The organism is Pseudotabrizicola alkalilacus (assembly GCF_003443995.1).
In the GTDB taxonomy this organism is placed as follows: Bacteria; Pseudomonadota; Alphaproteobacteria; order Rhodobacterales; family Rhodobacteraceae; genus Pseudotabrizicola; species Pseudotabrizicola alkalilacus.
Map to the genome: position 1 here is coordinate 195385 of NZ_QWEY01000002.1, position 26705 is coordinate 222089.

At 64.5% G+C, this 26705-nt stretch carries 22 protein-coding genes and 1 other RNA gene; 6 read left to right on the forward strand and 17 right to left on the reverse strand.

Annotation, left to right across the window (positions count from 1 at the left end; genetic code table 11):
- Positions 1–38 precede the first annotated feature (38 nt).
- Entirely contained in the window at positions 39–983 is a 945-nt protein-coding gene (locus tag D1012_RS04920; protein WP_158569211.1) for a LytTR family DNA-binding domain-containing protein, read from the forward strand.
- A gap of 15 nt (positions 984–998) precedes the next feature.
- On the opposite strand, the gene D1012_RS04925 is transcribed toward D1012_RS04920, so the two are convergent.
- Positions 999–1745 (reverse strand): DUF1013 domain-containing protein, encoded by a 747-nt coding sequence (locus D1012_RS04925; protein ID WP_118150233.1) that lies wholly within the window; start codon positions 1743–1745, stop codon positions 999–1001.
- Between the two features lie 123 nt (positions 1746–1868).
- Between D1012_RS04925 and D1012_RS04930 the strand changes: the two genes are divergently transcribed.
- A complete protein-coding gene (locus D1012_RS04930) occupies positions 1869–2510 on the forward strand; it encodes a ribonuclease T2 family protein (RefSeq protein ID WP_118150234.1) in 642 nt (213 codons plus the stop codon).
- A gap of 55 nt (positions 2511–2565) precedes the next feature.
- Here D1012_RS04930 and D1012_RS04935 read toward each other — a convergent pair whose 3' ends face one another.
- From D1012_RS04935 to D1012_RS04945, 3 genes are all read right to left on the reverse strand, one after another.
- Positions 2566–5790 carry a DNA translocase FtsK gene (locus tag D1012_RS04935; RefSeq protein WP_118150235.1) on the reverse strand — a complete coding sequence of 1075 codons (3225 nt, stop codon included), beginning with the start codon at positions 5788–5790 and terminating at the stop codon, positions 2566–2568.
- A gap of 14 nt (positions 5791–5804) precedes the next feature.
- The gene (locus D1012_RS04940) at positions 5805–6989 is read right to left on the reverse strand and encodes an aminotransferase class I/II-fold pyridoxal phosphate-dependent enzyme (protein ID WP_118150236.1); all 1185 of its coding nucleotides are present in this window, start codon (positions 6987–6989) and stop codon (positions 5805–5807) included.
- Positions 6990–7131: 142 nt separating this feature from the next.
- Positions 7132–8463 (reverse strand): amidase, encoded by a 1332-nt coding sequence (locus D1012_RS04945; protein WP_118150237.1) that lies wholly within the window; start codon positions 8461–8463, stop codon positions 7132–7134.
- A gap of 82 nt (positions 8464–8545) precedes the next feature.
- On the opposite strand from D1012_RS04945, the gene D1012_RS04950 reads away from it, so the two are divergent.
- Positions 8546–9775, forward strand: coding sequence for an FAD-dependent monooxygenase (locus tag D1012_RS04950; RefSeq protein WP_118150238.1), 1230 nt, complete (start codon positions 8546–8548; stop codon positions 9773–9775).
- Positions 9776–10157: 382 nt separating this feature from the next.
- Here D1012_RS04950 and D1012_RS04955 read toward each other — a convergent pair whose 3' ends face one another.
- From D1012_RS04955 to D1012_RS04980, 6 genes are all read right to left on the reverse strand, one after another.
- A complete protein-coding gene (locus tag D1012_RS04955) occupies positions 10158–10649 on the reverse strand; it encodes an RNA pyrophosphohydrolase (RefSeq protein ID WP_118150239.1) in 492 nt (163 codons plus the stop codon).
- Positions 10650–10763: 114 nt separating this feature from the next.
- Complete coding sequence (locus D1012_RS04960) at positions 10764–12104, reverse strand: S41 family peptidase (RefSeq protein ID WP_118150240.1); 1341 nt, start codon at positions 12102–12104, stop codon at positions 10764–10766.
- Positions 12105–12113: 9 nt separating this feature from the next.
- A complete protein-coding gene (locus D1012_RS04965; RefSeq protein WP_118150241.1) occupies positions 12114–13232 on the reverse strand; it encodes a murein hydrolase activator EnvC family protein in 1119 nt (372 codons plus the stop codon).
- On the reverse strand, positions 13229–14752 hold the full coding sequence (gpmI, locus tag D1012_RS04970; RefSeq protein WP_118150242.1) for a 2,3-bisphosphoglycerate-independent phosphoglycerate mutase: 1524 nt from the start codon (positions 14750–14752) through the stop codon (positions 13229–13231). Before gpmI ends, D1012_RS04965 begins: the two co-directional genes overlap by 4 nt.
- Before the next feature lie 189 nt (positions 14753–14941).
- Positions 14942–16321, reverse strand: a complete 1380-nt coding sequence (locus tag D1012_RS04975; protein WP_118150243.1) for a glutamine synthetase family protein — start codon at positions 16319–16321, stop codon at positions 14942–14944.
- Positions 16322–16476: 155 nt separating this feature from the next.
- Positions 16477–18063: a gamma-glutamyltransferase family protein gene (locus D1012_RS04980; RefSeq protein WP_118150244.1), complete on the reverse strand. Its 1587-nt coding sequence runs from the start codon at positions 18061–18063 to the stop codon at positions 16477–16479.
- A 257-nt stretch (positions 18064–18320) separates the two neighbouring features.
- Between D1012_RS04980 and D1012_RS04985 the strand changes: the two genes are divergently transcribed.
- Positions 18321–19022 (forward strand): GntR family transcriptional regulator, encoded by a 702-nt coding sequence (locus D1012_RS04985; RefSeq protein ID WP_158569213.1) that lies wholly within the window; start codon positions 18321–18323, stop codon positions 19020–19022.
- Between the two features lie 18 nt (positions 19023–19040).
- On the opposite strand, the gene D1012_RS04990 is transcribed toward D1012_RS04985, so the two are convergent.
- The 6 genes from D1012_RS04990 to D1012_RS05015 all read right to left on the reverse strand — a co-directional run bounded on the left by D1012_RS04990 (position 19041) and on the right by D1012_RS05015 (position 23976).
- Positions 19041–19457 (reverse strand): acyl-CoA thioesterase, encoded by a 417-nt coding sequence (locus D1012_RS04990; protein WP_118150246.1) that lies wholly within the window; start codon positions 19455–19457, stop codon positions 19041–19043.
- A gap of 239 nt (positions 19458–19696) precedes the next feature.
- Positions 19697–20059 carry a DUF983 domain-containing protein gene (locus D1012_RS04995; protein WP_118150247.1) on the reverse strand — a complete coding sequence of 121 codons (363 nt, stop codon included), beginning with the start codon at positions 20057–20059 and terminating at the stop codon, positions 19697–19699.
- A 137-nt stretch (positions 20060–20196) separates the two neighbouring features.
- Positions 20197–20979, reverse strand: coding sequence for a peptidoglycan-binding domain-containing protein (locus tag D1012_RS05000; protein WP_118150248.1), 783 nt, complete (start codon positions 20977–20979; stop codon positions 20197–20199).
- 204 nt (positions 20980–21183) lie between these two features.
- Positions 21184–21280: signal recognition particle sRNA small type (gene ffs / locus D1012_RS05005), an RNA gene on the reverse strand.
- A gap of 74 nt (positions 21281–21354) precedes the next feature.
- On the reverse strand, positions 21355–21990 hold the full coding sequence (locus D1012_RS05010; protein ID WP_118150249.1) for an HAD family hydrolase: 636 nt from the start codon (positions 21988–21990) through the stop codon (positions 21355–21357).
- A gap of 99 nt (positions 21991–22089) precedes the next feature.
- Entirely contained in the window at positions 22090–23976 is a 1887-nt protein-coding gene (locus D1012_RS05015) for a bifunctional 2',3'-cyclic-nucleotide 2'-phosphodiesterase/3'-nucleotidase (RefSeq protein ID WP_158569216.1), read from the reverse strand.
- 246 nt (positions 23977–24222) lie between these two features.
- Here D1012_RS05015 and nudC point away from each other — a divergent pair, with 246 nt between their 5' ends.
- Both nudC and D1012_RS05025 read left to right on the forward strand, forming a co-directional pair.
- Complete coding sequence (gene nudC / locus D1012_RS05020; RefSeq protein WP_118150251.1) at positions 24223–25173, forward strand: NAD(+) diphosphatase; 951 nt, start codon at positions 24223–24225, stop codon at positions 25171–25173.
- Positions 25174–25269: 96 nt separating this feature from the next.
- Positions 25270–25743 (forward strand): SRPBCC family protein, encoded by a 474-nt coding sequence (locus tag D1012_RS05025; RefSeq protein WP_118150252.1) that lies wholly within the window; start codon positions 25270–25272, stop codon positions 25741–25743.
- 28 nt (positions 25744–25771) lie between these two features.
- Here D1012_RS05025 and D1012_RS05030 read toward each other — a convergent pair whose 3' ends face one another.
- Positions 25772–26602, reverse strand: a complete 831-nt coding sequence (locus D1012_RS05030) for a prephenate dehydratase (protein ID WP_118150253.1) — start codon at positions 26600–26602, stop codon at positions 25772–25774.
- Positions 26603–26705 lie beyond the last annotated feature (103 nt).

Below are 26705 nucleotides of genomic sequence, written 5' to 3' on the forward strand. Positions count from 1 at the left end.
AAATGCAGATTGTTTACTTGAACGGCAGAAGTCTGCAATTGACGTGGCGTGAAGTGCAGGCGCAGTTCCGCCATCCGCTGTTCGTCGGCATGATCCTGATGCTGGAGCTTTGCATCGTTCTGATCGGCCCCTATGACCACCTGCTCAACTTTGATGCGCTGCAACTGGCGATCTTTTATGCCGTCGCCTTTTCCAGTGTGACGGGCGCACTGTACCTTGCGCTCTACATCTGCCATCGCCGCGGCTGGCGCGCGTACAGCCTGTTCACCGTCACCTTTGGCTGTCTGGCGGCCACGCTCTGCGGGCTTATCGCTGCGCTGGTGCTGGGTGCACCAATGCCCACTGTCAGGGATATGGCGCTGGTGACCGGGTTCAACCTGGTGTTCTGCTATCTGGGCGAGGTTATCCAATCGACATTCGTCATCCCGCGCGTGCTTGCCGATCTGCGTGGCCGCCCGCAAAAGGCCGTGCTGGCCGAGTTCCTCGCTTCCGAAGCCGGCACCGTGCAGCACCCGCCCGCGCCCGTTGCCTCCATGTCCGTGCCGCCGCCCACACTCGCCAGCCTGCCGCCCGAAATCACCGCGCTGAAAGCCGCACGGGTCACCTTGTTTGGCCTGTCCTTTGTGACCCGCAGCATCTGCCTGATCGTGGCTGAAGAGCATTACGTCGCCGTGATCCTGAACGATGGCGCACGCCATCTGTTGCGCGGCAGGATCGCCGATGCGGTGGCTGCCTTGCCTCCGGATCTGGGGCAACGGGTGCATCGCAGCTATTGGGTTGCCACCGCTGCCGTTGCCGCTTTCCGCCCGGACAAGCCCGGCGCGCAACTGGTGCTGATCACAGGCCAGACCCTTCCGGTCGCCCGCCCGCGCCTTGCCGCCGTCCGCGCCTGGGCCGAAGCGGCGGCAGGGGCCGAAAAACCGGCGGGGCGGAAAACCAAAACGCAAAAGGCACCCCAAAGGGTGCCTCCTGTCTCATCCTGACGCTTCGCTCCGCGCTCAGCGGCGCGGATCGTCGTCATCCTCATCGTCGTCGTCATCATGCTGCGGCAGGTTGAAAAAGCTTTCCGCATCCGAGAAATCGGCGGGCTTTTCTTCTTTTTCCTGACGTGCAAACACCTCCAGCCCCGAAGGCATCTTCGGCTCTTCCGACATGCCAAGCGACTGTTCGGTGGACACCAGCTTGCGGCGCTCGTCATCGCTCATCACCACGCCCTCAGAGGCGCGGCGGCGCACGGCGGCCTGAACGGCGGTGTCCAGCTCGGACTGTTTGCACAGGCCAAGCGCCACCGGGTCAACCGGGCTGATGTTGTTGATATTCCAATGCGTCCGCTCGCGGATCGCCTGAATCGTCGGCTTGGTGGTGCCGACCAGCTTGCCGATCGCGCCATCCGACAATTCCGGGTGGAACTTGACCAGCCACAAGATCGCTGCCGGGCGGTCCTGACGTTTCGACAGCGGGGTATAACGCGGGCCACGGCGCTTTTCTTCGCCGACGGCTGCCGCGTTGAACTTGAGCTTGAGTTTGTAGAGCGGGTCTTTCTGACCCTTCTCGATCTCGCCCGCGTCCAGCTGGTTGTTGGCAACCGGGTCAAAGCCTTTGACGCCGGGGGCCACATCCCCATCGGCAATGCCCTGCACTTCCAATTCGTGCATGCCGCAGAAATCCGCAACCTGCTTGAACGACAGGGTGGTATTGTCCACGAGCCAGACGGCGGTGGCCTTTGCCATAAGCGGCTTGTTCATGCCCAACTCCTTTACAAATCTCTCCCGTGCCGGGAAAACGGCTGCAAGCCTTGGCCTGCGATTTCCACGATGTCGGGAATTCAAGGCTCATATAGGCGGTTTTGACGGATAGGGGAAGCGAAAATGCGGGGGCTATGGCTGGCACTGGCGCTGATCTGCGCAAGCAGCACGGGCGCGCGGGCCGAGGGTGAGCGCGCGGGCGACTTCGACTATTACGTGATGGCGCTGTCATGGTCGGCCAACTGGTGCGCGCAGACCGGCGACGCGCGGCGTGATCCGCAATGCGATCGGGGCCGCGGAACGCCGTTCGTGCTGCATGGATTGTGGCCGCAAAACGAACGCGGCTGGCCCAGTTATTGCCGCACCGGGGCCGCCGACCCTTCGCGCAGCGACACAGCGGCGATGGCCGATGTGTTCGGCGGGGCAGGGGCCGCGTTTTACCAGTGGAAGAAACACGGGCGCTGTTCCGGCTTGCCCGCGCGCGACTATTACGCGCTGGCGCGCAAGGCCTTTGGCTCGATCCAGATCTCGCCGGTGTTTCCAAAGATCACCAAAGACCTGAAAGTTCCCGCCTCGGTGATCGAAGGCGCGTTTCTGGAGGCAAATCCCGGCTTGCAGCGTGATCAGGTCACCGTCACCTGCCGCGCGGGGATGATTCAGGAGGTGCGCATCTGCCTGACCCGCGATCTTGACCCCCGCCGCTGCGGCGCGGATGTGATCCGCGACTGCACCTTGCAGGATGCGGAACTCAACGCCGTGCGCTGACAAAAAAACGCGCCCCGAAGGGCGCGTTTTCCTTGCGATCCCAAGGGCAGTGCCCTCAGGTCTCCGGCACCAGAATCTCGCGCTTGCCGACATGGTTGGCAGCGGTGACCACCATCTGCTCTTCCATCTGCTCCACCAGCTTTGCGGCCTTGTTGTAGCCGATCCCCAATTTCCGCTGGATATAGCTGGTCGAGCATTTGCGGTCCTTGGCCACAATCGCCACCGCCTGATCATAGAGCGCGTCATCGCCGCCCTCGCCGGTGGACAGGCCCAGCACCACGTCGATGTCGGAGGCGGAATCCTCATCCGGGCCTTCGACGACGCCCGACATGTAGACCGGTGGGCCAAACGATTTCAGATGGTTGACGATTTCCTCAACCTCTTCATCCGACACGAACGGCCCGTGAATACGGGTGATCTTGGCGCCATTGCCCATATAGAGCATGTCGCCCATGCCCAAGAGCTGCTCTGCGCCCTGTTCGCCCAGAATGGTGCGCGAGTCGATCTTTGACGTGACCTGAAACGAAATCCGGGTCGGGAAGTTCGCCTTGATCGTGCCGGTGATCACATCAACCGAAGGCCGCTGCGTTGCCATGATCAGGTGAATGCCGCTCGCCCGCGCCATCTGCGCCAGACGCTGGATGCAGGCCTCGATCTCCTTGCCCGCCACCATCATCAGATCGGCCATCTCGTCGACGATCACCACGATATAGGGCAGGGCCACCGGCGCGAATTCTTCGGTCTCGAACACCGGCTCGCCGGTGTCTTCGTCGAACCCGGTCTGGATGGTGCGCTTGAACATCTCGCCCTTGGCCAGCGCTTCGCGCACCCGGCCGTTGAAGCCTTCGATGTTGCGCACGCCCATTTTGGACATCTTGCGGTAGCGCTCTTCCATTTCGCCGACGACCCATTTCAGGGCGACAACCGCCTTTTTCGGATCGGTCACGACGGGCGACAAAAGGTGCGGGATGCCATCGTAAACCGACAGTTCCAGCATCTTGGGGTCGATCATGATCAACCGGCATTCCTCGGGTGACAGCTTGTACAGCAGCGACAGGATCATGGTGTTGATCGCCACCGATTTGCCCGAGCCCGTGGTCCCGGCGATCAGCAGGTGGGGCATCTTGGCCAGGTTGGCGACAATCGCATCGCCGCCAATGTCCTTGCCCAAAGCCAGCGGCAGCCGCATGTTGCTGTCGCCAAAGTCGCGGGCAGCGATGATCTCGCGCAGCACCACCTTTTCGCGGGTGGCATTGGGCAGTTCGATGCCGATCACCGACCGTCCCGGCACGGTGGAGACGCGCGCGCTCAGCGCGGACATGCTGCGCGCAATGTCATCCGCCAGCCCGATCACGCGGCTGGCCTTCAGGCCCGGCGCCGGTTCCAGCTCGTACATCGTGACCACGGGGCCAGGGCGGACAGAAACGATCTCACCCTTGACGCCGTAATCATCCAGCACCGATTCCAGCATCCGCGCGTTTTCTTCCAGCGCCTCATCCGACAGCGCGAACCGCTCCACCGTGGACGGGCTGGACAGCAGCGACAGCGGCGGCAGCTCATAAGGCTGGCTCACCGCCTCGTCAAAGCGCAGGCGCGGCTGGCTTTCGGCGACGGCCTGCCGGGACGGGGCCATCGGCTTTTTCACGATATGCTGCACCACCGGCTTGCGCACCTCGGCCACCGGGATACGCGGGGGCATCGCGGTCATGACCGGCGATTTCACGCGCGGGATCACCGGCGTCGGGTCATAATCCGGTTCGTAATTCTCATCCGGCTGCCAGTCGCTGCTGTCCTCATCGTCAAAGGCGGGTTCGGGCGGCAGCTCGGCAGACAGCTCGGGGGTAAAGATATTGTCCGCATCTTCCCAGTCTTCGACCGCGATTTCCGGCTCCGGCGTATAGGTCCGGGGCAGCGGCACCACGCGCGGCAGCGGGGCAGGGGGGGCCGCCGTTACCTGAGCGGCGGGCACCTGAGCCGCGGGCACATGCGCTGCGGTCAGCGGTGGCTCTGGCGGCAGACCGGCGGCCACCACCGGCGGCGGCACCGGCACCGGCTTGCGGGTGTCGGCGATCAGGGGCTGCGGCCCGCGCAGCCGCTGGGTCAGGCTGCGCGCCACCGGCGGCTCACGACGGGCCTGAACGGCGGTGGTGACCGGGTTCAGCACCGGGCCGGGATGGCGCATGCGTGAGCGGATCGCGTCCGAAATCCGCGCCTTGATCCGGTCATCATTCGGGGCCATTTCGTCGGAAAACTCTGGCAGCACGGGTTCGACCAGTTCCGGTTCCGGCTCGCTGCGGCGCATCAGTTGCGGCATCCGGGCCAGCAGCCCGGCCTTTTCGCGCGGCGGCGCGTAATACGCGGCCTCTGCCATCGGCTCCGGGTAGCGCGGATCGGCGCGCAGGGTGCTGCGCAGCGCCGAAGGCCGCCCCCATTCGCTTGCATGGGCCGCAGCCTCGGCCACCGGGGCTGCCCCCGGCGCGCGGTGAATCGCGGCACTGCGGGTGCCAGCAGGGGCCATCACAGGCGCCTCAGGCACATCATCCCAATCCTGCGACCGGGTTGCGGCGCGGTAGGCCAGCGCTTCGGCCTTGGCCGCCCGCCGCTCGGCCAGTGCCTCGGCGGCGCGCGAGGTGCCGCGCCCGGCCAAATTCAGCGCCGTGCCATAGGCAAAGATCGTGCCCACCGCGAGGAAGCGGCCGATCACCGACAGCTCCAGCAGCGTGAACCCGGTCACCCACAGCCCCATCACCAGCAACAGCCCGCCGAGGATCAGCGAAAACAGTGTCAGCCCGACCCCGGCACTCACCGGGGCCACCCCCAGCAGCGTGCCCAGAATCGTATCGCCAAACAGCCCGCCCAGACCAAAGGAATGCGGCCAGCCCGCGCCCGGCACCAAGGTTGCGGCAAAGACCGAGGCCAGCGCCACCGCGATCACCGCAAACACGATGCGCCCGACCGCCCGCTCAGCCCCGCGATGGGTCACAAACCGCACACCCCAAACGCCCAGAATCACCGGCAGCATCCACGCGCCCTTGCCGCCGATGATCATCAGCGTCGAGGCTACCGCCGCGCCAAACCGGCCCAGCATGTTGTTGGCGGGTTCATCCGTTGCCACCATCCAGCCCGGATCTTCGGGTGAATAGCTGCCCAGCATCAGCGCAAACAGCACCGCCACGGCCAAGAGCCCCAGCCCCATCAGCTCGCGCCCCCGGCGTTCCAGCATGGCAGCAGTGTCCTGATCCAGAAGAGGGTCGCGTTGACGCATGTTGATGGATGCCATGACCTTACCTGTCCTCAATCGTAGAGGCAGTCACGAAGGCGGATCAGCCCGTGCTGCAATTCTGTTTGTGGGGCGACCAGAGCCACCCGGATATAGGCCTTGCCGGGGTTCGCGCCCCCGACATCGCGCGACAGATAAGCGCCGGGCAACACCCGCACCCCCGTCTCGCGCCACAGCTTCAATGCCGCCGCTTCGCCGTCACCGTCCGGTACGGGAAGCCACAGGAAAAACCCGCCCTCGGGGGCCACCCGGTTGTGTCGCCCGGCAAAAACCTCATCCGCCATGCGAAACTTGGTCTGATACAGCGCCAGGCTTTCGGCCACATGCGCCTCATCGGCCCACGCGGCTTCTGACACGCGCTGAATCGGCAGCGGCAAGGGCGCGCCCGCAAAGGCGCGCAACTGGCGGATCCGCGCCATGCTGGCCGCCCCCGTCGCCACAAAGCCCGAGCGCAGCCCCGGCAGGTTAGACCGTTTGGACAGCGAATGAAACACCGCCACCCGCTCCGGGTCGGTGCCGCTGGCCTGCGCCACGGCGAGCGCGCCGGGCGGCGGCGCGTCGCGCCAGATCTCGGAATAGCATTCATCGGCGAAAATGCGAAAATCATGCTTTTCCGCCAGCGCCATCAGCCGCGCCAGATAGTCAGCGGGGGCAACCACCCCCTGCGGATTGGCGGGCGAGCACAGATAGGCCACCGTCACCCGGTCCAGAACCTCGGCAGGCAGGCCCTCATAATCCGGCAGAAACCCGGTTTCGGCAGTGGCGGGCACATAGACCGGCTCTGCCCCTACGGTCAGCGCCGCGACCGCATAGACCTGATAAAACGGGTTCGGCATCAGAATGACCGGGCGTTTGCCGCCCTTGGTTTCCGGCGACAGCGCGATGGCCGCGTTGAACAACCCCTCGCGCGTGCCGTTCAGCGCCATGATCTGATCGGCGGCAAGCGTCACGCCATAACGCCGCTGCACCCAACCGGCGATGGCGGCCAGCAGTTCCGGCGTGCCGTCATTCGGCGGGTAGATCCCGAAGCCATCCAGATGCTGCGCCAGAATCGGCCCGACAAAGGCGGGCATCGGGTGGCGTGGCTCGCCGATGGTCATCGCAACGGGGGCGCCGCCCGGCGCATGTGTGTCCAACAGCTTCCGCAAACGCGGAAACGCATAATCCGGCAGGTTCGAGAACCGCTCTGGAAACGCCATATCTGCCTCATGTTCGGGGTCGTAGCGCCCCGTTTTGTCCCAAGATAGCCACTCGCAACAGCGCGGTCCAGAAAAAGCCGCGACTGCGAGGGGTTAGCCACAAGGGATTGTGTCTTTTTCGCCCGATCCCCGGCCCCAACCGCTAGCGTAGCGCCCGCTCTGCCGCCGCCCCCAGCCGCAGCAGCCGCTCCTCCTGCATCGGCCCCGCCATCAGGCTGATCCCGCAGGACGGTTCCGAGGTTGGCAGCGTCAGCGCACAGCCGCCCATCAGATTGCCGATCCGGGTGTTGCGCAGCGCCAGCAGGTTTTCGGACACGTAATAGGCGTCATCCGTCATCAGCCGCGCGGCATCCGGCGGCAGGATCGGCGCGGTCGGCACCAGCACCGCATCATAGCCCGCCACCGCCTGCGCCCAGACTGCACGCAGCGCGTGCAGCCGCCGCCATGCCGCCACATACTGCGCCGCGCCAAAGCCAGCCCCCGAGCGGAACCGTTCCAGAATGCGCGGAAACATCTTCTCCGGCGCGGCCTCGATCACCTTGCCCCAGATGCCGTAAGCCTCCGAGGTGAACAGAACCGCCGTCAGCGCCATCGCCTCCGCCACCTCGGGCACCACACCGCGTTCAATCCGCGCGCCCGCCCGTGCCAGCCGGGTCAGCGCATCGTCAAATCCGCGCGCGGGCCGGTCGCGCAGATCGTCCAGCGCCACCGTCTCCAGCACCAACAGCCGCGCGCCCGACAGGCTGGCGCCGCCCAGATCCGCCGCGCGCCCGCCCTCCAGCGCTGCCAGCAGCAGCGCGCAATCCTCCACCGTATGCGCCAGCGGCCCGACGGTATCGAACATCTCGCACAGCGGCACCACGCCCTTCGTCGACACCCGGCCATGTGTGGTCTTCAGCCCCACCAGATCATTCCACGCGGCAGGAATACGCACCGACCCGCCGGTATCCGACCCGATCGCCGCCGGGGCCAGTCCAAACGCCACCGAAGCCGCCGCCCCGGAAGACGACCCCCCCGCCACCGCCGCCTCATCGTTGATGCAGGGCGGCGTGGCCGTCACCGGGTTCAGCCCCAGCCCGGAAAACGCGAGTTCCGACATGTGGGTTTTGCCAAGACAAACAAGCCCTTGCAGCGTCGCCACCCGCAACACCTCGGCATCCGCCACCGGGGTTCGCCCCCGCAGCAGCGCCGACCCGGCTTCGGTCGCGCGGCCTGCGGTGTCAAACAGATCCTTCCAACTGACCGGCACCCCGTCCAGCACACCGCGTCGTAACCCGGCCTTGGCCCGCGACGCTGCCGCCATCGCCTCGGCCCGGCTGCGATTGGGCATGACCCGCGCATAAATCCGGTCGCGCAGGGGATGGCGGTCAATCGCCTCCAGCTGCATCTCGCACAGCTCCACCGGGTTGATACGGCCCGCGCCAATCCCGGTCCCCAGCTCTGCCGCCGTCATATTCGCCCAAGTCTTTGTCATGCCATTCCCCAGCCCGCTTGCGGCAAGGCTAGCGGCAAGGCAACGCATGGACAATTCCGATCTTTGCCCCATAGTCGCGGACATGAGATATGACAGCGACATCCTGATTGCCGGGGGGGGATTGAACGGCCCGGCACTGGCCCTTGCGCTGGCGCAAGCGGGGCTGAGCGTCACCGTGGTCGATGCCCGCCCCGCCCCTGCGCGGGCCGAAGCGGGCTTTGACGGCCGCAGCTACGCCCTCGCGATTGCCTCGAAACGCCTGCTGTCGGCCATCGGCATCTGGCCCGCTGTCGCGGATCAGGTCCAGCCCATCCTGCAGATCAAAGCCTCGGACGGCATCGCCGGGCAGGGGGCTGCGCCGTTCTTCCTGCACTTCGACTCGGCCGAGATCGAAGAAGGCCCGATGGGCTTCATGCTCGAAGACCGCCACCTCTACCGCGCGTTCCTTGACGCAATGGCGGCAACCCCCGGCCTCACCCTCATGTCGGGCGAAAGCGTCGTGGCGCAAGAGATCAGCCCGCAAGGCGTCAGCGTCACCCTCGCCTCGGGCAAGATCCTGACCGCCCGCCTGCTGGTCGGCTGCGACGGGCGCGGCTCGGGCACCGCCACCCGCGCCGGAATCCCCCGCGTCGGCTGGGGCTATGGCCAGACTGCGCTGGTCACCGCGATCCGGCACGACAAGGATCATCACGGCATCGCCCAGCAATTCTTCATGCCCGCCGGCCCCCTCGCCATCCTGCCGCTGCCCGGCGGGCACCATTCTTCAATCGTCTGGAGCGAGACCGACAGCGCCGCCGCCGCGATTCAGGCGCTGGCGGATGCCGACTATCTGGAGGTGCTGCGCCCGCGCTTTGGCGATTTCCTCGGCCCGATCAGCCTTGCCGGAGCCCGCTTCACCTACCCGCTGTCGCTCAGCCTCGCGCAAAGCTTCATTGCGCCGCGTGTGGCGCTGGTCGGTGACGCCGCCCATGGTGTGCATCCGATTGCCGGGCAGGGCCTGAACCTTGGCTTGCGCGATGTGGCGGCGCTGGCCGAAGTGCTGGTCGACGCCACCCGGCGCGGCGAAGACCCCGGCGCTGCGGATGTGTTGGAACGTTATCAACGCTGGCGGCGGTTCGACTCCACCACGCTGGCGCTGGGGATGGACAGTGTCAACCGGCTGTTTTCCAACGATAACCCGGCCCTGCGGCTGGCGCGCGACCTCGGCATGGCGGCGGTCAGCGCCCTGCCGGGCCTGCGCCGCGGCTTCATCCGGCAAGCCGCCGGTCTGACCGGCGATCTGCCGCGCCTTTTGTCTGGCCAACCCTTGTGACCGCAGCACAGCGGCCGTCGCGGGTGGCATCGAGCCACCCGCGACGGCGTTGCCACGGTCGGCCCGGACGGCGGTTGCGGGTCTGATATCCTTGTGCTTTCTGACACGGAGGACGCCTCCGGCGGGAGTATTTTGCAAGCAGCAATGGCCAGAATGCGCTTAACCCAGCGTTAAGGTTAATGTGCCAGGATGGCAGAGCGGTACAGGGAGGAGTCCCGATGACCGCAAGCAGCAAGTCGCCCCGGTCGCGTGGAAAGCTCTTCCTGCGCACTGGACCGGTGCCGTTGGCCGGGGCGCGCTGATCTTGCAATTGCTGCTTTCCAAATACTCAAATTGCAACAGCTCCGCCGGGGCGACGGTGGGGTATTGGCATCTGTCGGGGTCAGTCTGCCAGATGTGGGCGGAAGGTCTTTACCACCTGATCATAGACCGCGCGTTTGAACGGCACGATGGCGTCACACATGTCTTGCGCGCCGATCCATTTCCACGCCGCAAATTCCGGGTGCTCGCGGGCGATGTCGATCTGGTCATCGCGGCCCAGAAAGCGGAACAGGAACCACTTTTGTTTTTGTCCGCGGTATTTGCCCTTCCACACCTTGCCCAGCAGGTCCGGCGGCAGGTCATACATCACCCAGTCGTTGGTCTGGTCGAGTGGCTCCACCAGATCTGCGTTGACGCCGGTTTCTTCCCACAGCTCGCGCAGGGCCGCGTCGCGGGGCGCTTCGCCTGCGTCGATGCCGCCTTGCGGCATCTGCCAGGCGGCCGTTCCCGCAGGCGCGTCGAGGCGCTGGCCAGCCCAGATCCTGCCTTCGGCATTGATCAGCATCACCCCGACGCAGGGGCGGTAGGGCAGGGTGTCCGGGTCAATCTGCATTCTGTCTGCCGTTCTGGTCCAGCCATCCGGGTTGCCGGGGCAGGCCGGGTTTTGCCGCCTGCCCCGGATCTTTGTTTGCCGCGCTACGGCGCAAAACGACGCCTGCGCAAAGCCTTACTGCGCCACCGCCTGCAATCCGCGCAGGATGTCGACGGCATAGGCCAGCTGGTAATCTTCGTCCCTCAGCTTGGCCGCTTCTTCAGTGCGGGTGCGCTCTTCTTCCAGCAGCTTGCGCTCGTCGTCGGACATCGAGTCGTTCGACAGCGTGCCGCGCAGATCGGCCTCAGAGGTCTGGCGGCGGGCGGCGCTGGTCGGCTCTTCCGGGGTGGTTTCGGCGGTCGGGTCGCGGCGGGGCTGGTTGACCACGATGTCGGGCATCACACCCAACGCCTGAATAGAGCGGCCCGAGGGGGTGTAGTAGCGGGCTGTGGTCAGGCGCATCGCGCCTTCGCCGCGCAGCGGGATCACGGTCTGGACCGAGCCTTTGCCAAAGCTCCGGGTGCCGACCACGATGGCCCGGCGGTGATCCTGCAAGGCGCCCGCGACGATTTCCGAGGCCGAGGCCGAGCCGCCGTTGATCAGCACAACGATGGGCTTGCCATCGGCCAGATCCCCCGCCGTGGCGTTGATGCGTTCACTGTCGTTGGCTTCGCGGCCACGGGTCGAGACGATTTCCCCCTTGTCGAGAAACGCATCCGACACCCGGATCGCCTGGGTCAGCAGGCCGCCGGGGTTGTTGCGCAGGTCAACGACAAAGCCGTTCACATTCTCCATGCCACCCAGCTCGTCAATCGACTTTTTCAGGTTTTCTTCCAGACCCGAAAAGGTCTGATCGTTAAACGTGGTCACCCGCAGCACCACGGTATCGCCCACCACGCGGCTGCGCACGGCGGTCAGCTTGATGGTGTCGCGGATGATCGAGACATCAAACGGTTCGGCCACATCCTTGCGCACCACGGTGATGATGATTTCCGACCCGACCGGGCCGCGCATCATGTCGACCGCCGCATCCAGTTGCAGGCCCAGCACCGACTCGCCGTTGACATGGGTGATGAAATCGCCGGCTTCGATCCCGGCCTCGTCTGCGGGGGTGTCGTCGATGGGCGAGACCACTTTGACAAAGCCCTCTTCCTGCGTCACCTCGATGCCAAGCCCGCCGAATTCGCCACGGGTCTGCACCTGCATGTCGTCGAAATCCTTCGGTGCCAGATAGCCGGAATGCGGGTCGAGCGAGGTCAGCATCCCATTGATGGCGGCTTCGATCAGCTTTTTGCTGTCGACCTCTTCCACATATTGCCCGCGCACCCGCTCAAAAATATCGCCGAACAGATCCAGCTGTTCATAGACATTGGCGTTGCGCGCATTTTCCTGCGCGATCAGCGGCGCAGCCAGCTGTGTCGTCAGGACGACCCCGGCCACGGTACCGCCGATAGCGGCCATCACGAATTTCTTCATCGCCTCGTCCTATTCTCTCAATGCAGCGAACCATTCGGCCGGATCGACCGGGTCTGCCCCTTGCCTGAGCTCCATATAGAGCGTTTGTGTGCCTTGCACGCCACCACCTTCTTGCGCGGTTGCCAGAAATTCGGCAACCCCCGGCTCGCCGCCGCCCATCAGGCCCAGTGCCGCGCCCAGACCCAGCACCTCGCCCACCTGTCCATACACGGTTTCCAGACCCGCAAGGATCAACAGATAGCCCCCTCCGGGCTCCAGCACGATCACATTTCCGTAGTCGAGCAAGGGGCCGAGGTAACGGATCGTTGCGGGCCAGGGTGTGGTGACCAGCGCGCGGGGCCGGGTGGCCAGTGTCAGGCCGGGGCGGCGGACGCCCACCGCATCCGATTCCATCGACCGGCGCAGCACCGTGCCCAGCACCGGCAGCGGCAACCGCCCCTTGGCATCGGCAAAGCTGCTGGCGTCGCGTTCATCCAGCGCGAGGCCAGAGGCAAATGCCTCCAGCGTATCGGCGCTTTCCAGCAGGCCGCGCAGCGTGTCGGGGTCTTCGGTAAACCGGCGCGGCAGTTCGGTGCGGTCCGAAATCGCCTGAGACAGCGCCGTGCGCGCCGCTTGCGCCACATCCAGCCCGCCCAGCAGGGTCTGCCCCGCCGCCTGTTGCAGCGCCCGCAAGTCGCGCAATTCGGACAATTCGGCATTCAAAGTCTCGGCTTCGGCTTGCAACGCGGGCGTCACATCGGCCAGCATCATGCCCGAGCGCACCGTGCCCAAAGGCCCCGACGGGTGCAGCAGCAACAGCGGGCCGGGGCGGCTTTCCAACTGGCTCAGCACTCCAACCAGCTGCGCCACCCGGTCACGCTTTGCCTGAAACTGCAGTTGCAGCGTGGTTTCGCGCAGATGCGCCTGCCGCAACGCCTCGCGCAGCGCGCCAAGGCCGGTTTCATAGGCGCGGATGGTCTGGGTCAGCGCCGCCACCCGGTCGCGTGAGGTCTGGGCCGTCTCCAGCGCCGCCACCGCCACCTGCAGATCGACCGAGGCTGCCGCTGCCTGTTCCGCCACGCCCCGCGCGCCCTGCGCAAAAGCCGGGCCGGTCAGCAGCATCAGGCCAAGGGCGGCAGCGCGGATCATGTCAGCAGGCTAACTCCGGTCATCTCATCCGGCTGCGGCAGCCCCATCAGCTGCAACACCGTTGGCGCAAGATCGGCCAACCGCCCCCCAGCGCGCAAGCGCGAACCTTGCGGCGCGCCCATCACGATCACGGGAACCGGGTTCAGCGTATGTGCGGTATGTGGGCCATTGGTCACCGGGTCCCACATCTGTTCGCAATTGCCATGGTCGGCGGTGACGATCATCGCGCCGCCCCGCGCCTGCAGCGCCGCCACCGCACGGCCCAAACCGTCATCCACCGCTTCACAAGCCTTGATCGCCGCCTCCAGCACGCCGGTATGGCCCACCATGTCTGGATTGGCGAAATTCACCACGATCAGATCATATCCCGCCTCAATCGCGCCGACCAGCTGATCGGCCACCTCCGGCTCGCTCATCTCGGGTTGCAGATCATAGGTCGCGACCTTGGGCGACAGCGGCATAAAGCGTTGCTCGCCGTCAAACGGCACCTCGCGCCCGCCGTTCAGAAAGAACGTCACATGCGGATATTTCTCGGTTTCGGCGAGGCGGAACTGGGTCTTGCCCTGCGCGGCCACCCATTCGCCAAGGCAATTCACAATCACCCGCTTGGGGTAAGCCGTGGCCATATAGGCATTATGTGCCTCGGAATATTCCACCATGCCCAGCATTGCCGACCAATGGGGGCGTGTGCCGGTGTCAAAAGCGTCAAACCCCGGCTGACCCAGCGCCGCCAATATCTCTCGCGCGCGGTCGCCACGAAAGTTCAGGCAGAACAGCCCGTCGCCATCCTGCGCCCCGGCATAGCCGCCGATCACCGTGGGCGCGAGGAATTCATCGGTTTCGCCCTTGGCATAGGACAGCGCGATTGCCGTTCCGGCATCCGGCGCATGTTCGCCCGTGCCATGCACCATCGCACCATAGGCCCGTGCCACGCGGTCCCAACGGTTGTCGCGGTCCATCGCCCAATAGCGCCCGGTTACCGTGGCCACTTGCGCACCCGCAGGCAGACCCGCCACCAGCTGCGCAATGTATCCGGCAGCGGATGAGGGCGGCACATCGCGCCCGTCGGTGATCGCATGCAGCGCCACCGGCACGCCCAGCGCGGTCAGCGCATGGGCTGCCGCCAGCACATGGCTGATATGGCCATGCACCCCGCCGTCCGAGATCACGCCCATCAGATGCGCGGTGCCAGCCTTGGCCTTGATCGCCTCGGCAAAGGCCAGCAGTGCGGGGTTAAGCGCAAAGCTGCCATCTTCCACCGCCAGATCAATCGCCCCCAGATCCATCGCCACCACCCGGCCTGCGCCGATATTGGTGTGCCCCACCTCAGAATTGCCCATCTGCCCGCGCGGCAGCCCGACATCGGGGCCAAAGGTGGTCAGGGTCGAATGCGGGCAGGTCGCCATCAGCGCGTCAAAGTTGGGGGTATGTGCCAAGGCGGGCGCATCCCACTCCCGCACCGGGCCAAGCCCCCAGCCGTCAAGAATGCACAGGACAACGGGTTTGGGGGCAGGGGTCATGGCGCGGCCTCATTTTCTATGCCCTTGGGTGATAGCCCTTGCGCGGCTGCCGGGCAACACCCCCGCAAACAGGCCATCCCACCACCGCTGCGGTGGGAAAGTCTTAAAAATCAGTTAAATCCGCAGGTCAACCTGTTGATTTCACGGCATATCCTATCTTGTAACACAGTGGGAACGCCCCCTGTGCCCTCAGACTGAGAACCCGTAAAGCGACCACTCCGCCTCACTGACCTCCAGTGCCATCTTCATGTATTCCGCCTTTTTCACCGCCACAAACCCCCGGTGCAGCATGTCGCCGAGTATGCGGCGCGCAAACTCCGACCCTTCAAACCGCTCGATCGCTTCCAGCCAGTGGCGGGGCAGATCGTTGGCGGGGGCGTTTTCATAGGCGTTGCCGGTGACCGCTGGCCCCGGATCGGCCTTGGCCTCGATCCCATCGAGCGCCCCACCCAACGTGACCGCCGCGACCAGATAGGGGTTGGCGTCCACCCCCGCCACTCGATGCTCAAAGTGCCGCGCCTTGGCGCTGCCCGACGGCACCCGCAGGGCAACGGTGCGGTTCTCGAACCCCCAGGTGTCATTGCCCGGCGAATAGTTCACGCTGGCAAAGCGCCGCCACGAGTTCTGGAACGGCGCCAGCACCGCCATGGTCTCGCCAATCGTCGCGCGGATGCCGCCAATCGCCTGCAGCATCAGCGGCGACAACACGCCTTCGGACGGGTCAGCAAACAGGTTCCCCCCGGCCCCATCCGCCAGCGACAGATGCAGGTGCATGCCGGACCCGGCCAGCGGACCAAACGGTTTGGCCATGAAGCACGCCTCCATCCCAAAGCGGCGGGCGGTGCTTCGGATCAGCCGCTTGGCGATGATCACGTCATCTGCGGCGCGCATCAGATCGCGGTAGCGTATGGTCAGCTCATACTGCCCGCAGGCATATTCCGAGATCAGCGCCTCCAGCGGCAGATCCAGCGTCGCGGCCCCCTCATACACCGCGTCAAAGAACGGCGACATCTCGTCCAGCTCATCCACCGACATCGTGTTGGTGTTGAGCGACCGTCGCCCGGTCAGCGGGTAGCGGGCGGGCTGCATCCGGCCCTGCGAGTCGCGCTCGCGGTCGACCAGATAGAATTCGACCTCCAGCGCCCCCATGGGTTCATAACCCATTTGCCGCGCCCGCAGCACCTGCCGGTCCAGGGCGTGGCGCGGCTCGGCGGCAAAGCCGCTGCCGTCGGGATTATACATGCTGATCAGCACCTGCCCGCGCCCGGTGGAGGGCATATAGCCCAAGGTTCCGGCGACCGGCCAGCAGCGATGATCGCCGCCACCGTCATCCAGCACCAGTCCGGTGCCATCCACATCATCCCCCGCCACATCCTGCGCGAACATCGACGCAGGCAGACCGCGACCAGAGGAGAACAGGCTTTCCAGCTCGTGCCGCCGGATCGACTTGCCGCGCCCGATGCCGTGGCAGTCGGTCAGCAGAATGTCGATGGCCTGAACGCCGGGATGCTGGTCCAGAAACGCCCGCGCCTCGGTCAGCGTGGCCCCACCGGGGAAAGATGTCGTCATCGGAATGTCCTGTGTGTCGCCTGATCAGAGGGCTGAACAGCAGCTTTTTGGCTTTTGCAAGCTGTGATCAGCCTGCAAAGCTGTAAGCTGCTTTCTGAGCGGTGAAAAAGTCCAGCGCATGCAGACCTGCGACAGACGACTTTACAGCGGCCGCATCAATAGCCCAGGGCCAGACCATCCTTGCGCGGGTCAGATCCGCCGGTCAGCGTGCCGGTGTCCCAGTCGATCCAGATCGCCTGACCGCCGCCATGCGGTTCATCGGCCAGCGAGACCCGGTGCCCCCGTGCCTGCAATCCAGCGATGGAATCGGTGGGGATGCCATGCTCGGCCTGCACCTCGCCGCCCTGATAGAACACGCGCGGGCAATCCATCGCTTCTTGCAGGTCCATCCCATGATCCAGCAGGTTGGTCAGCAGATGCACATGGCCAAAGGGCTGATAGTCGCCGCCCATCACGCCAAACGGCATGATCGCGCGCCCGTCCTTTGTCACCATTCCGGGCATGATCGTGTGCATCGGTCGCTTGCCGGGCGCCAGTGCGTTGGGGTGATCGGGGTCAAGCCGGAAGCTGGCGCCCCGGTTTTGCAGCACCACGCCGGTTTCCGCACAGGTGATGCCGCTGCCAAAGGCGTGGTAGGTGGAGTTGATGAAGCTGACCGCATTGCGCTCTTCGTCGACGATCGAGATATAGACCGTGTCGGTCTTGGCAAGGCCGGGGTCGGGCAGGTTTGTCATGGCGCGGTCCGGGTCGATTGCAAGGCGCATCCGCTCTGCGCGCGTAGCGGACAGCAGGGCGTTTACGGTGTCATCCCCGGGGGGCAGATCGCCCAGACAGTCGTTGCGGTCACGGTACGCCAGCCGGGCTGCCTCGATCTCCAGATGCAGCCGTTCTGGCCCCAGCGGGGCGAGGTTTGACAGCGGAAAGCCGGACAGGATGTTCAGCATCAGGAGCGCCGTCAGCCCCTGATTGTTCGGCGGCATCTGATGGATGCGGTAGCCGTGATACTCGGCCGAAACCGGGGTCACATAATCGGCCTTGGTCGCCGCGAAATCGGCCAGATCGTGCAGGCCGCCAAGTGCGCGCAACCGTCCGACGATGGCTTCGGCCACCGGACCTTCATAAAAACCGGCGCGGCCCTGCTCGGCAATCCGTCGCAGGGTCCGCGCCAAAGCCGGTTGGCGGTGCAACTCGCCGGCACGGGGCGCGCGACCGTCGGGCAGAAAGATCGCGGCAGAGCCTGAATCCTGCGCCAGAAGATCGCTTGCATTGGCCCAGTCAAACGCCACCCGGTCCTGCACGACATAGACCGTTTCCGCGTAATGGATCGCCGGAGCCAGCACCTTGTCCAGCCCCAGCCGCCCGTGGTCGGCGGACAGGCGGCACCATGCGTCAACGGCACCGGGAACGGTCACCGCATGCGGACCATAGGACGGCACCTTGTCCAGCCCCATCTCGCGATAGGCGTTGATCGTGGCCGCTGCAGGAGCACGGCCCGACCCGTTCAGCGCGATCACCGGCTCCTGGCCTTTGAGGCACATCAGCACAAAGCAATCGCCGCCGATGCCGGTTGATTGCGGTTCCACCACCGCCTGCACGGCAGAGGCGCAGATGGCCGCATCAATTGCATTGCCGCCCGCGCGCATGATTTCCAGTGCGGCCAGCGTGGCCAAAGGGTGAGAGGTTGCGGCCATCGCACCTGTGGCACGCGCGGGCGAGCGGCCGGGAAGCTGAAAGTTACGCATCGGATCTGTTCTTTCTTAAAACTATATTCTGCATGCAGGATTCATGAGCCGTTGATTTTCGTCAGCTTTCGGTTCTGATCCCCGTGCTTGCGCTCTGTCGTGTGGCTGTTGGATGGGGTGATTGGCCGACATGGCCGTCGTGAAATCTTTGGTCACTGCCGCTGTATTTATTTTTGTATACAGAAACAGCATGCATTTGCGAGTCAAGCCAGAATCTTGCTAAACTGCCGGTGCCTCGAGTCGATCAGGATATGTGCATGAACCAATCCAGCCCCGGACTCTTGCGGCAATCCACTTACGAGTCGATCAAATCTCTGATCATCACAGGTCAGATTGCCCCCGGCAGCCGGGTGACGGAAACGGATCTCTCAGACCGGCTGGGCGTCAGCCGCACCCCCATCCGCGAGGCGCTGACCCGGCTGGAGCGGGATGGTCTGGTTATCCAAAGGGCAAAGCAGGGGTTTGCGGTGGCCGACTTTGATCTGGCCAAGGCAGAGGATGTCTTTGCGCTGCGTGTCGAGCTGGAGTGTTTTGCGGTCAGGCTGGCGTGCCGCAACATGGATAATACCGGGCGCGCCCGTCTGCACCAGATGATCGCGGATTGTGACGCACTGGAGGCTACGCCTGAACGGAGCCTGCACCACAATCTGCTGGAGCTGCAGATCGGATTGCGCCTGCATCATGTCATTGCCGAACTGTCCGGCAATGCTTTGCTGGCTGATACCTTGAATGGGCTTCTGGATCAGTGCCAGATCTATATCTGGATGGATCTGACCCGGTTTGATCACTGGAACGAAGCGCGCGCCGAACATCGCGCTCTGGTCGATGGGATCTGCGCGGGCGATGCGGAGACGGCCCAGACCATCGTGCGGCAGCACATCGAGGATACGGCCAGAAATGTGGCTGCCCTTTTGATGCGGCGCAAGGACATCTGGGCCGCGACGCTGCCCCGGATCTGATCCTGAAAACCTGCGCCGTCAGGTGCTTTGACGCTGCGGCATCTCGACGTTCGGTCTGATGGGAATCGGTCTGCCTTCGGAATCCAGTGCGACAAAGGTGAAATTCGCCTCTGTCACCTTTTCGGTGCGGGCGATTTCACGCGGGCGGCGCCACGCATCGACGTGAATTGTCATCGAGGTGCGGCCCAGCCGGACCAGCGACGCATAGAGCGACACCTCGTCCCCTACTTTGACAGGCCGGTGAAAGATCATGGCATCCACGGCGATTGTCGCACTCCGCCCGCCCGAAGTCAGCGCCGCGACACTTCCGGCGGCAAGGTCCATCTGGCTCATCAGCCACCCGCCGAAAATATCGCCTGATGGGTTGGTATCTGCGGGCATGGCGATTGTGCGGATGGTCGGGCTGCCTTCCGGTGGCTGATCTTCACGGCTCATGGCGGTCCTGTGTCTGGTTGGGAACGGTGATGCGGTTCTATCAGAGTACTCAAAGCGCGGCAGGTCCGAACCTGACCAATGGTTGGTGTACGGCCAAGGCAGGCTGCCTGTCACTTCCTGATGGGGTTCAGAAATTTGTGCAAGATGCGAATCCGGGCCGGACCGCTGTGCGCGAAAGCGCTGACCATCGCCCAAGGCTTGCCCGATGCGATGCAAAGGCCGCTTTTTGGCGTGCGGGGTCAGAACCCGTGCAGCCGGTCAGCCCATTGCCAGCCGATCATGATTCCCTTGATCCGCGGCAGCATCAACAGACTGCCCGCCAGAACCACCGCACTGATCATCAGCGCCGTCGCCATCGGACCCATATCGCTGTAGACAATCATGAAATGCAGCATGAAGCCGGCGATATGGCACATCACCAGAATCGTGAAATAGGCCGGGCCGTCATCGGCCTTTTGCTGGGCAAAGCTCTGACCGCAGACATTACAGGCGGGGGCAACTTTCAGATAGCTGGTGAACAACCGTCCCTCGCCGCAGTTCGGGCAGCGCTGGCGCAGGCCATTCAGCATGGCGGGTTTTCTCTGGCGTTGGTCGTCCTGCATGGCTGTCTCCTGACACTGATCGCTATGTACAGGATCAATGTTTCCATTCAATGATCACAGCTGCGACCATTCAACTCAGATCTCAACTCAGATCGCGGATCGGCCAGGGGGGCGCGCGCCGTACTGGCCATTTGCGCTCAGCCGGTTTGGCGGCGCAGTTCGCGCACCTGATCTGCGGTGATATAGCCACTGGCGCGAAGCCCCTCATCGCGTTGCCACGCTGCCACGGCCCGGCGCGTGCCCGCCCCGAAGACGCCATCTATGCCACCGGGCCGGTAGCCCAGTCTGGTCAGACGGCGCTGAATGTCGCGGCGTTCCTCTGTGGTCAGGCTCAGCAACTGTTCTTCGGTGCGATCGTCAACCGTGTCGGGACCGTCCGGCTGTGGCGTACCGGCGACGGGGCCAGCCTGCTGCGCGATCAAACGGACCTGCTGAGCGGTGACATAGCCGGTTGACGGCAGTTTGTTCGCGGTCTGCCAGCGACCAATTGCGGTGCGGGTGTTCGACCCCCAAAGCCCGTCTGCGACCCCTGTTGGATAACCCAGCGCCGTCAACTGCGTTTGCAATTGCATACGCTGCGTGCGTGACAGGCCGATCTGTGCTTCGACCGATGCGGGGCGGACGTCTCCGGTGACGGGCGGAGGCGAGGGCTGGCCCGGCGTCACTGAACCACCAAGCCGGGTCAGGGCACGCTCGGCATTGGCCCGGTTCGCGCCGTTGGGAAACCGGCTGAGGTAGTTGCGGTACGCCTCGGCGGTGTTTGCACTCCGGGCCTGAGCAAAAGCAGTCTTTTCAAGCTCCTGCTCCACCATTGTCCGGGCAACGCCTGAAAGGATGTCGCCAATGTCGGTTTGTGCGACAGCGGGCGTCACCAAGCCAAAGCTGGTCACCAGCAGGAGGGGAAATGTCAGTTTCTTCATCGACGGCTTCCTTTCGGATCAAGGGCGTCAACAGCGCACGATCCGACGTCACAACGCACGGGCAGGGCAATGGTTCCTCAAGGTCGCGCCGGACATCAGGACACGTGGGGAGAAGCCGATCCGCAGTCTGTGCTGCGAGGCCCGATCACAGGACTGCCGCCTTGTGGATGGGCAGGTGACTGTTCCGCCAGCAGAAAGGGGAAGGGTGAGAGGCTGGACAACGACCCAAGCGGGGCTCGTTACGGCTGCTTCCTTCCGGACCTGACCGGGTTGGCGAGGCGCTCGCCCGCGCCAACCTCTCAAGGCTCAGATAGGACAAGGGCACAGGGTTTGCAAGCCCCAGATCGCCGACATTGGCGGGTCAGGGGTGTGCGATCAGTCCCAGATCCCCGCCCAGCGTGCGCCATCGGTCAGGCTGAGCGCGACGTGATGGGCAAACCGCCCCGAGGCAGGAATGATGTCGGGCACCTGAACCACGGTCATCCCCGCGCTGAAGGCGGCTTCGGCGCCCGGTTCGCTGTCCTCGAACACCAGGCACCGGGCCGGGTCCACGCCCAGGCGCGAGGCTGCCAGCAGATAGGGCTCGGGATGCGGTTTCGGTGCGGCCACATCATCGCGGGTGATGACCGCGTGAAAGGCAGGGCGCAGCCCGGCTTGCACCAGACGTGCCTCTGCCGGGTCACGACGCGACGAGGTGACCAGCGCCAGCCTGTGACGGTCGCGCAATCCGTGGACAATGTCTGACGCGCCCGGTTTCAGCAGCAGGTCAACCGCCTGCGCCGCCAGAAAGGCGGTTTGCCATGTCGTGTTCAGACGGTCCAGATCCAGCCCCGGAAACCGCGACAGGATCATTCCGGCACTGGTTATCTGATCCACCCCGACAAGGCTGTGCAGCAGGTCTTCGACCCCCTCATGCCCCTGCGCCGCAAAGGCCGCAGTGCCGCTCTGCACGGACAGGCGCTCGCTGTCGACCAGCGTTCCGTCAAGGTCAAAGAATACGGCATCAAACACGGATCAGTCCTCTCGGCAAAGCGGCGCTGGCCGCCAGTCTGGCGTCTGGGTAGCAGATCCCCCCCGGATGAGAAAGGTGCCGTGGCGCGAAGCTATGGCTTAAAGTGCCAGCCGCAGCCGCAAAAACCCTTCGTTGGTGCCGCTGAGCGGTGTCAGCGCCAGAGCGGGATGCTCGCCCAGACAGAACGCCGCCATCGGGCTGGTGTCAAACGCCACCGAGGTTCCCGGCACTGGCTGGAATCGCCAGGCCGGAGGCTCTGGCCGCAGGGCCGCGCCACTTTCCGACAGCAGACGCTGCATATAGGCAATCAGGATGTCGCGGTTTGGGGTCTGTTCGTCCAGCACCACACTGGCGCTTTCGACCGGGGCATAGCCGTCATTGCCCGAGCCGCGATAGCTGTTGGTGGCCAGGATGAACTCTTGCGCCGGATCAATGGGCCGGTTCTGCCAGCACGGATTGCGGATTCGATGGCCGCCCCGGTCAGACGGCGCAGCGGTCAGGTCGATCTCATAGCTCAGCCCGCCGATGGTGTCATAGACAAACGAGGGCAAATCCGGGTCAAACAACGGCTGATCCGCCAGTCCCGGCGTTATCTGACGGTAGCCGCGCACCGAGCGTTCCAGCCAATTGCGCACTGCTGCCCCGGTCAGGCGCAGCGCCATGATGGTGTTGGGGTGAATATAGAGATCTGCCGCATGGCGCAGCAGGATATCCCCCGGCGGGATATAGGTATAATGTTCTGGCCCGCCCAGACCCCCAGCCTTGAACGGGGCGGTTGCCGACAGCACCGGCAGATGCGCCAGCGGGCCTCCGGCCAGCCGCGCGGCAACATAGGCGCTTTGCGCCTGATTGACGATCTGCACCGAGGGGCAATCGGTTACCATCGCGAAAAAGCTGTGGATGGCCTGCGCGGTGCGGCCAACCGGCTTGCGCGCCCATGCCCGTGTTGCCTGATGAACCTGACGGACCTGCTCCGTCAGAGACGCATCCGGCACCACCAGCGCCACCGGGCTGCCAGCTTCATCGCGGCAGGCAATGGCGCGCGCCTCGACCCGGTGGCCGGTCACCCGCCAGCCGTCGGGCGAGCGCGCCAGTTCAAGGTCGATCACCCCTAGGTGCGACCCGAAAAAGCCCGGCATGACGGCAGGTTTGCCGTGCAAAGTCGCCGACTGTGTGTCCATTCCCGGCTGGGCGGTCAGCCCCGGTCCGGGGAACACCATATGGACATGCCCCATGACAATGGCATCAACCCCGTCAATTGCGGCAATATCCAATGCCCCGTCCTGCGGCGGGCCGCCGGGGGGGGTGGCACTGATACCGCAATGCGCCAGAACCACCGCGACATCTGCTCCGGCGGCACGCAATTCGGGAATGTGGCGTGCCACAGTTTCGGCCATCGGGCACATCTTTACATGACCGCCGATCGCCTGACGGTCCCAGATCTCGGTCTCGGGGGGCAAGACGCCGATCACACCCAGCCGGATCAGGTGTGCTGTGCCGTATTGGTCGCTCAGACGACGCTCCACGATGGTCCAGGGCCGTATCAGCGGCGCAAGCGGGCTGTCCTCTCTGGGGATCGTATTGGCGGACAGAATGGGAAAGGCCGCCTCGGCCAAGGCTGCCGCAAGTGTGCCGATCCCGTGCGAGAATTCGTGATTGCCAAGGTTCACTGCATCATAGCGCAATTGGCCCATGGCCTGCATCATCGGGTGCGGATGCAGGGCGGTGCGGGCCACGTAGTCGCCCAGCGGACTGCCTTGCAGAAAATCGCCATTGTCGAGCAATACCGCCCCTGCCACCTCACGCCGGGCCTGTGCGATCAGGCTGGCGGTCAGGCAAAGCCCCTTGCGCACGCAGGGGGTGTCGGCGTGATAATCGTGGCCTGACAGGTTCATGTGCAGATCACTGGTCGCCAGAACCCGCAACTGAACCCGCTCTGTCAAAGCCGGGCCGTCCGGGTCGGAAAGGTGTTCTGCGACAGGCAAGCCGGTGATCATACGCTCGCAATGGTTACGGTGGCAGACGTGAGAAAAGCCGCTTCTCTCAGCGATTGTTAGCTGATCCTGAGTAATCCGAAGTGAGGCTCTGGCAATCCTAAAAATATAACTGTGACAACTTGTTCTTCTTGTAGTTGCATTTTGACACTACGCTGTCAGCGCCGGTTTACGTATGCCTGCCGCCTATGCGATCACGGCAACAGCCGTTTTGAGGCATCAAAAGTGAGGGCGGGTATGCGTTTGGCGGAAACGGTAACATTTGGCGGCTCTGGATTGAACCGGGCGGCAGAGCTGCGCGGTGATGCGGTAGCACAGGCCGACATGCTGGCGCGGGGCAGGGTGCTGCCGGTCTGGCGCGGCAAGCCGCTGATGCAGGCCGATGGGCTGGGATGGGTCGGCTCCGACTCGGTCGTGCTGCACCATGCCGGCGCGCCGGTGTTTCTGGGCTTTGACGCGGATCAGCCCTGCTTTGCCGCCGATATTTCCGACTGGCTGCCCGAGGCCGGGGCCGAGGCGGTTCAGGCCGGGTTCATGGATACCAGCGTGCAGCGTCACCCCGGCCTGCCCGACAGCTTTGCCTTTGCCGAACTGCGCGCCGCGATGCTGCGCCTGACCGCGCGCGAGGCAGAGCTGGCGGCAACGGCCAAGGCGGTGCTGCAATGGCACCGCAGCCACGGCTTTTGTGCGGTCTGTGGGGCAGCATCGGCGCCGGTGATGGCCGGGTGGCAACGATCTTGCCCGGCGTGTGGCGCGCAGCACTTTCCGCGTACCGATCCGGTCGTGATCATGCTGGTCACCCATGGCAACCGTGCGCTTCTGGGCCGCAGCCCGGTCTGGCCCGAGGGGATGTACTCCTGTCTGGCCGGTTTCGTGGAACCCGGAGAGACGGTCGAGGCCGCTGTCCGGCGTGAGGTCTGGGAAGAGGCGGGCATCCGGTTGGGCGCGGTGCGCTATCTGTCCAGCCAGCCCTGGCCGTTCCCCGCCAGCCTGATGCTGGGCTGTGCCGCCGAGGCAGAGACCGAGGCCATCACTCTGGACCCGGCAGAACTGGAACACGCGCTTTGGGTCACACGCGAAGACATGGTTTCGGTCATGGCGGGCACCCATCCACAGATCAAGCCTGCCCGAAAAGGCGCAATTGCGCATTTTTTGATTCAGAACTGGCTTGCAGACCGGCTGGATTGACGCCAGTTTCGGACAGGAACGGGCGAGAACAGCCCGGCTTGGCTGTGGGCATCATGTCCACAGCCGCCAATCCGTCAAACCGGGCAGGGGTACAGGATGCAGCTTTCGTCACGAACCGATATCGAGGCGCCGGTGGAATTTGTCTTTGCCGCCTTGTCGGATTTTGAGGCTTGGGAACGCGCCGCCATGCGTCGGGGTGCTGATGTCAGCCGCATTGACAAGCTGCGCGCGCCCGGTGTTGGCATGGGCTGGCATGTGATTTTCCGCTTTCGTGGCAAAGAGCGCACGGTCGATCTGCGTCTTACCGGGCTGGAGCCCGATGCAAAGCTTGGCTTTTCCGGGGCAGGCCGCATGATCGAAGGCGATATGTCGGTCGAATTGTTGTCTTTGTCGCCCAAACGCACCCGTCTGGTGTTGCACAGCAAGGTGCGTCCGCTGACCATCGCGGCCCGTCTGTTCCTGCAATCCCTGAAACTGGCCAAGGGCAGGGTGCAGGGCAAGCTGAACAAGCGGCTTCAGGATCTGGCGACGGATCTTGAAACCCGTTTTGCCGCAAGCCGCCGCCGCTGACGCCTGCCGGATCGACAGGGTCTGGCCGTCAGCCGCGGTCGCGGTCTGACGGATAGACGCCCATCACTGTGACGTTATTGGTGAAATACCGCAGCTCTTCCAGTGCGAGCGCAACATGTGCATCCTCGGGGTGCCCTTCGATGTCGGCATAAAACTCGGTCGCCATGAAGCTGCCGCCGACCATATAGCTTTCCAGCTTGGTCATGTTCACGCCATTTGTGGCAAAGCCCCCCAGAGCCTTGTAGAGCGCTGCGGGAATGTTGCGCACCTGAAAGGTAAAGGTGGTGATCATCTGCGCGGCACGACGGCTGTGATCGGCCTCACGGCTCATGACGAGAAAACGGGTGGTGTTGTTTTTCTGATCTTCTATATGGCGGGCCAGCACGTCCAGCCCGTAAATCTGTGCCGCCAGCTCGCTTGCCAGTGCGGCGCGGGTCTTGTCCCCGGCTTCGGCCACTTCGCGCGCGGCGCGGGCATTGTCGGAACTGACGCGGCCCGTGATGCCGTGGCTGCGCAGGAAGCCCGCGCATTGCGGCAGGATCACCACATGGCCATGCGCTTCGGTCACATCGGCCAGCGTGGCCCCCGGCACCCCCAGCAGATTGACATGCACCCGCACAAAGGCTTCGTCTACGATATGCAGCCCGGATTTCGGCAACAGGCTGTGCACATCGGCCACCCGGCCATAGGTCGAGTTCTCGACGGCCAGCATTCCCAGATCAACCGCGCCGGACCGCGTCATCTCGACCACATCCTCGAATGTGGTGCAGGGCACGACCTCCATCTCAGGCCGCGCCTGTTGGCAGGCCTGATGCGAATAGGCCCCAAGTTCGCCCTGAAATGCGATCCTGCCAGTCATGTTTCAGCTCCGATTGATAAACACGCACAAAAAGGGGCGATTGGTCGCGCACCTACACCTTGAAACCTGTATAGGGAAGCGGGTAGAAGCCCTGAAAAGAGAA

What these genes read in the sequence shown, in the direction of transcription:
- D1012_RS04925 (WP_118150233.1), bottom strand. Translation starts at nt 1,745, where the DNA reads ATGAACAAGCCGCTTATGGCAAAGGCCACCGCCGTCTGGCTCGTGGAC.
- D1012_RS04930 (WP_118150234.1), top strand. Translation starts at nt 1,869, where the DNA reads ATGCGGGGGCTATGGCTGGCACTGGCGCTGATCTGCGCAAGCAGCACG.
- D1012_RS04935 (WP_118150235.1), bottom strand. Translation starts at nt 5,790, where the DNA reads ATGGCATCCATCAACATGCGTCAACGCGACCCTCTTCTGGATCAGGAC.
- D1012_RS04940 (WP_118150236.1), bottom strand. Translation starts at nt 6,989, where the DNA reads ATGGCGTTTCCAGAGCGGTTCTCGAACCTGCCGGATTATGCGTTTCCG.
- D1012_RS04945 (WP_118150237.1), bottom strand. Translation starts at nt 8,463, where the DNA reads ATGACAAAGACTTGGGCGAATATGACGGCGGCAGAGCTGGGGACCGGG.
- D1012_RS04950 (WP_118150238.1), top strand. Translation starts at nt 8,546, where the DNA reads ATGAGATATGACAGCGACATCCTGATTGCCGGGGGGGGATTGAACGGC.
- D1012_RS04955 (WP_118150239.1), bottom strand. Translation starts at nt 10,649, where the DNA reads ATGCAGATTGACCCGGACACCCTGCCCTACCGCCCCTGCGTCGGGGTG.
- D1012_RS04960 (WP_118150240.1), bottom strand. Translation starts at nt 12,104, where the DNA reads ATGAAGAAATTCGTGATGGCCGCTATCGGCGGTACCGTGGCCGGGGTC.
- D1012_RS04965 (WP_118150241.1), bottom strand. Translation starts at nt 13,232, where the DNA reads ATGATCCGCGCTGCCGCCCTTGGCCTGATGCTGCTGACCGGCCCGGCT.
- gpmI (WP_118150242.1), bottom strand. Translation starts at nt 14,752, where the DNA reads ATGACCCCTGCCCCCAAACCCGTTGTCCTGTGCATTCTTGACGGCTGG.
- D1012_RS04975 (WP_118150243.1), bottom strand. Translation starts at nt 16,321, where the DNA reads ATGACGACATCTTTCCCCGGTGGGGCCACGCTGACCGAGGCGCGGGCG.
- D1012_RS04980 (WP_118150244.1), bottom strand. Translation starts at nt 18,063, where the DNA reads ATGCGTAACTTTCAGCTTCCCGGCCGCTCGCCCGCGCGTGCCACAGGT.
- D1012_RS04985 (WP_158569213.1), top strand. Translation starts at nt 18,321, where the DNA reads ATGAACCAATCCAGCCCCGGACTCTTGCGGCAATCCACTTACGAGTCG.
- D1012_RS04990 (WP_118150246.1), bottom strand. Translation starts at nt 19,457, where the DNA reads ATGAGCCGTGAAGATCAGCCACCGGAAGGCAGCCCGACCATCCGCACA.
- D1012_RS04995 (WP_118150247.1), bottom strand. Translation starts at nt 20,059, where the DNA reads ATGCAGGACGACCAACGCCAGAGAAAACCCGCCATGCTGAATGGCCTG.
- D1012_RS05000 (WP_118150248.1), bottom strand. Translation starts at nt 20,979, where the DNA reads ATGAAGAAACTGACATTTCCCCTCCTGCTGGTGACCAGCTTTGGCTTG.
- nudC (WP_118150251.1), top strand. Translation starts at nt 24,223, where the DNA reads ATGCGTTTGGCGGAAACGGTAACATTTGGCGGCTCTGGATTGAACCGG.
- D1012_RS05025 (WP_118150252.1), top strand. Translation starts at nt 25,270, where the DNA reads ATGCAGCTTTCGTCACGAACCGATATCGAGGCGCCGGTGGAATTTGTC.
- D1012_RS05030 (WP_118150253.1), bottom strand. Translation starts at nt 26,602, where the DNA reads ATGACTGGCAGGATCGCATTTCAGGGCGAACTTGGGGCCTATTCGCAT.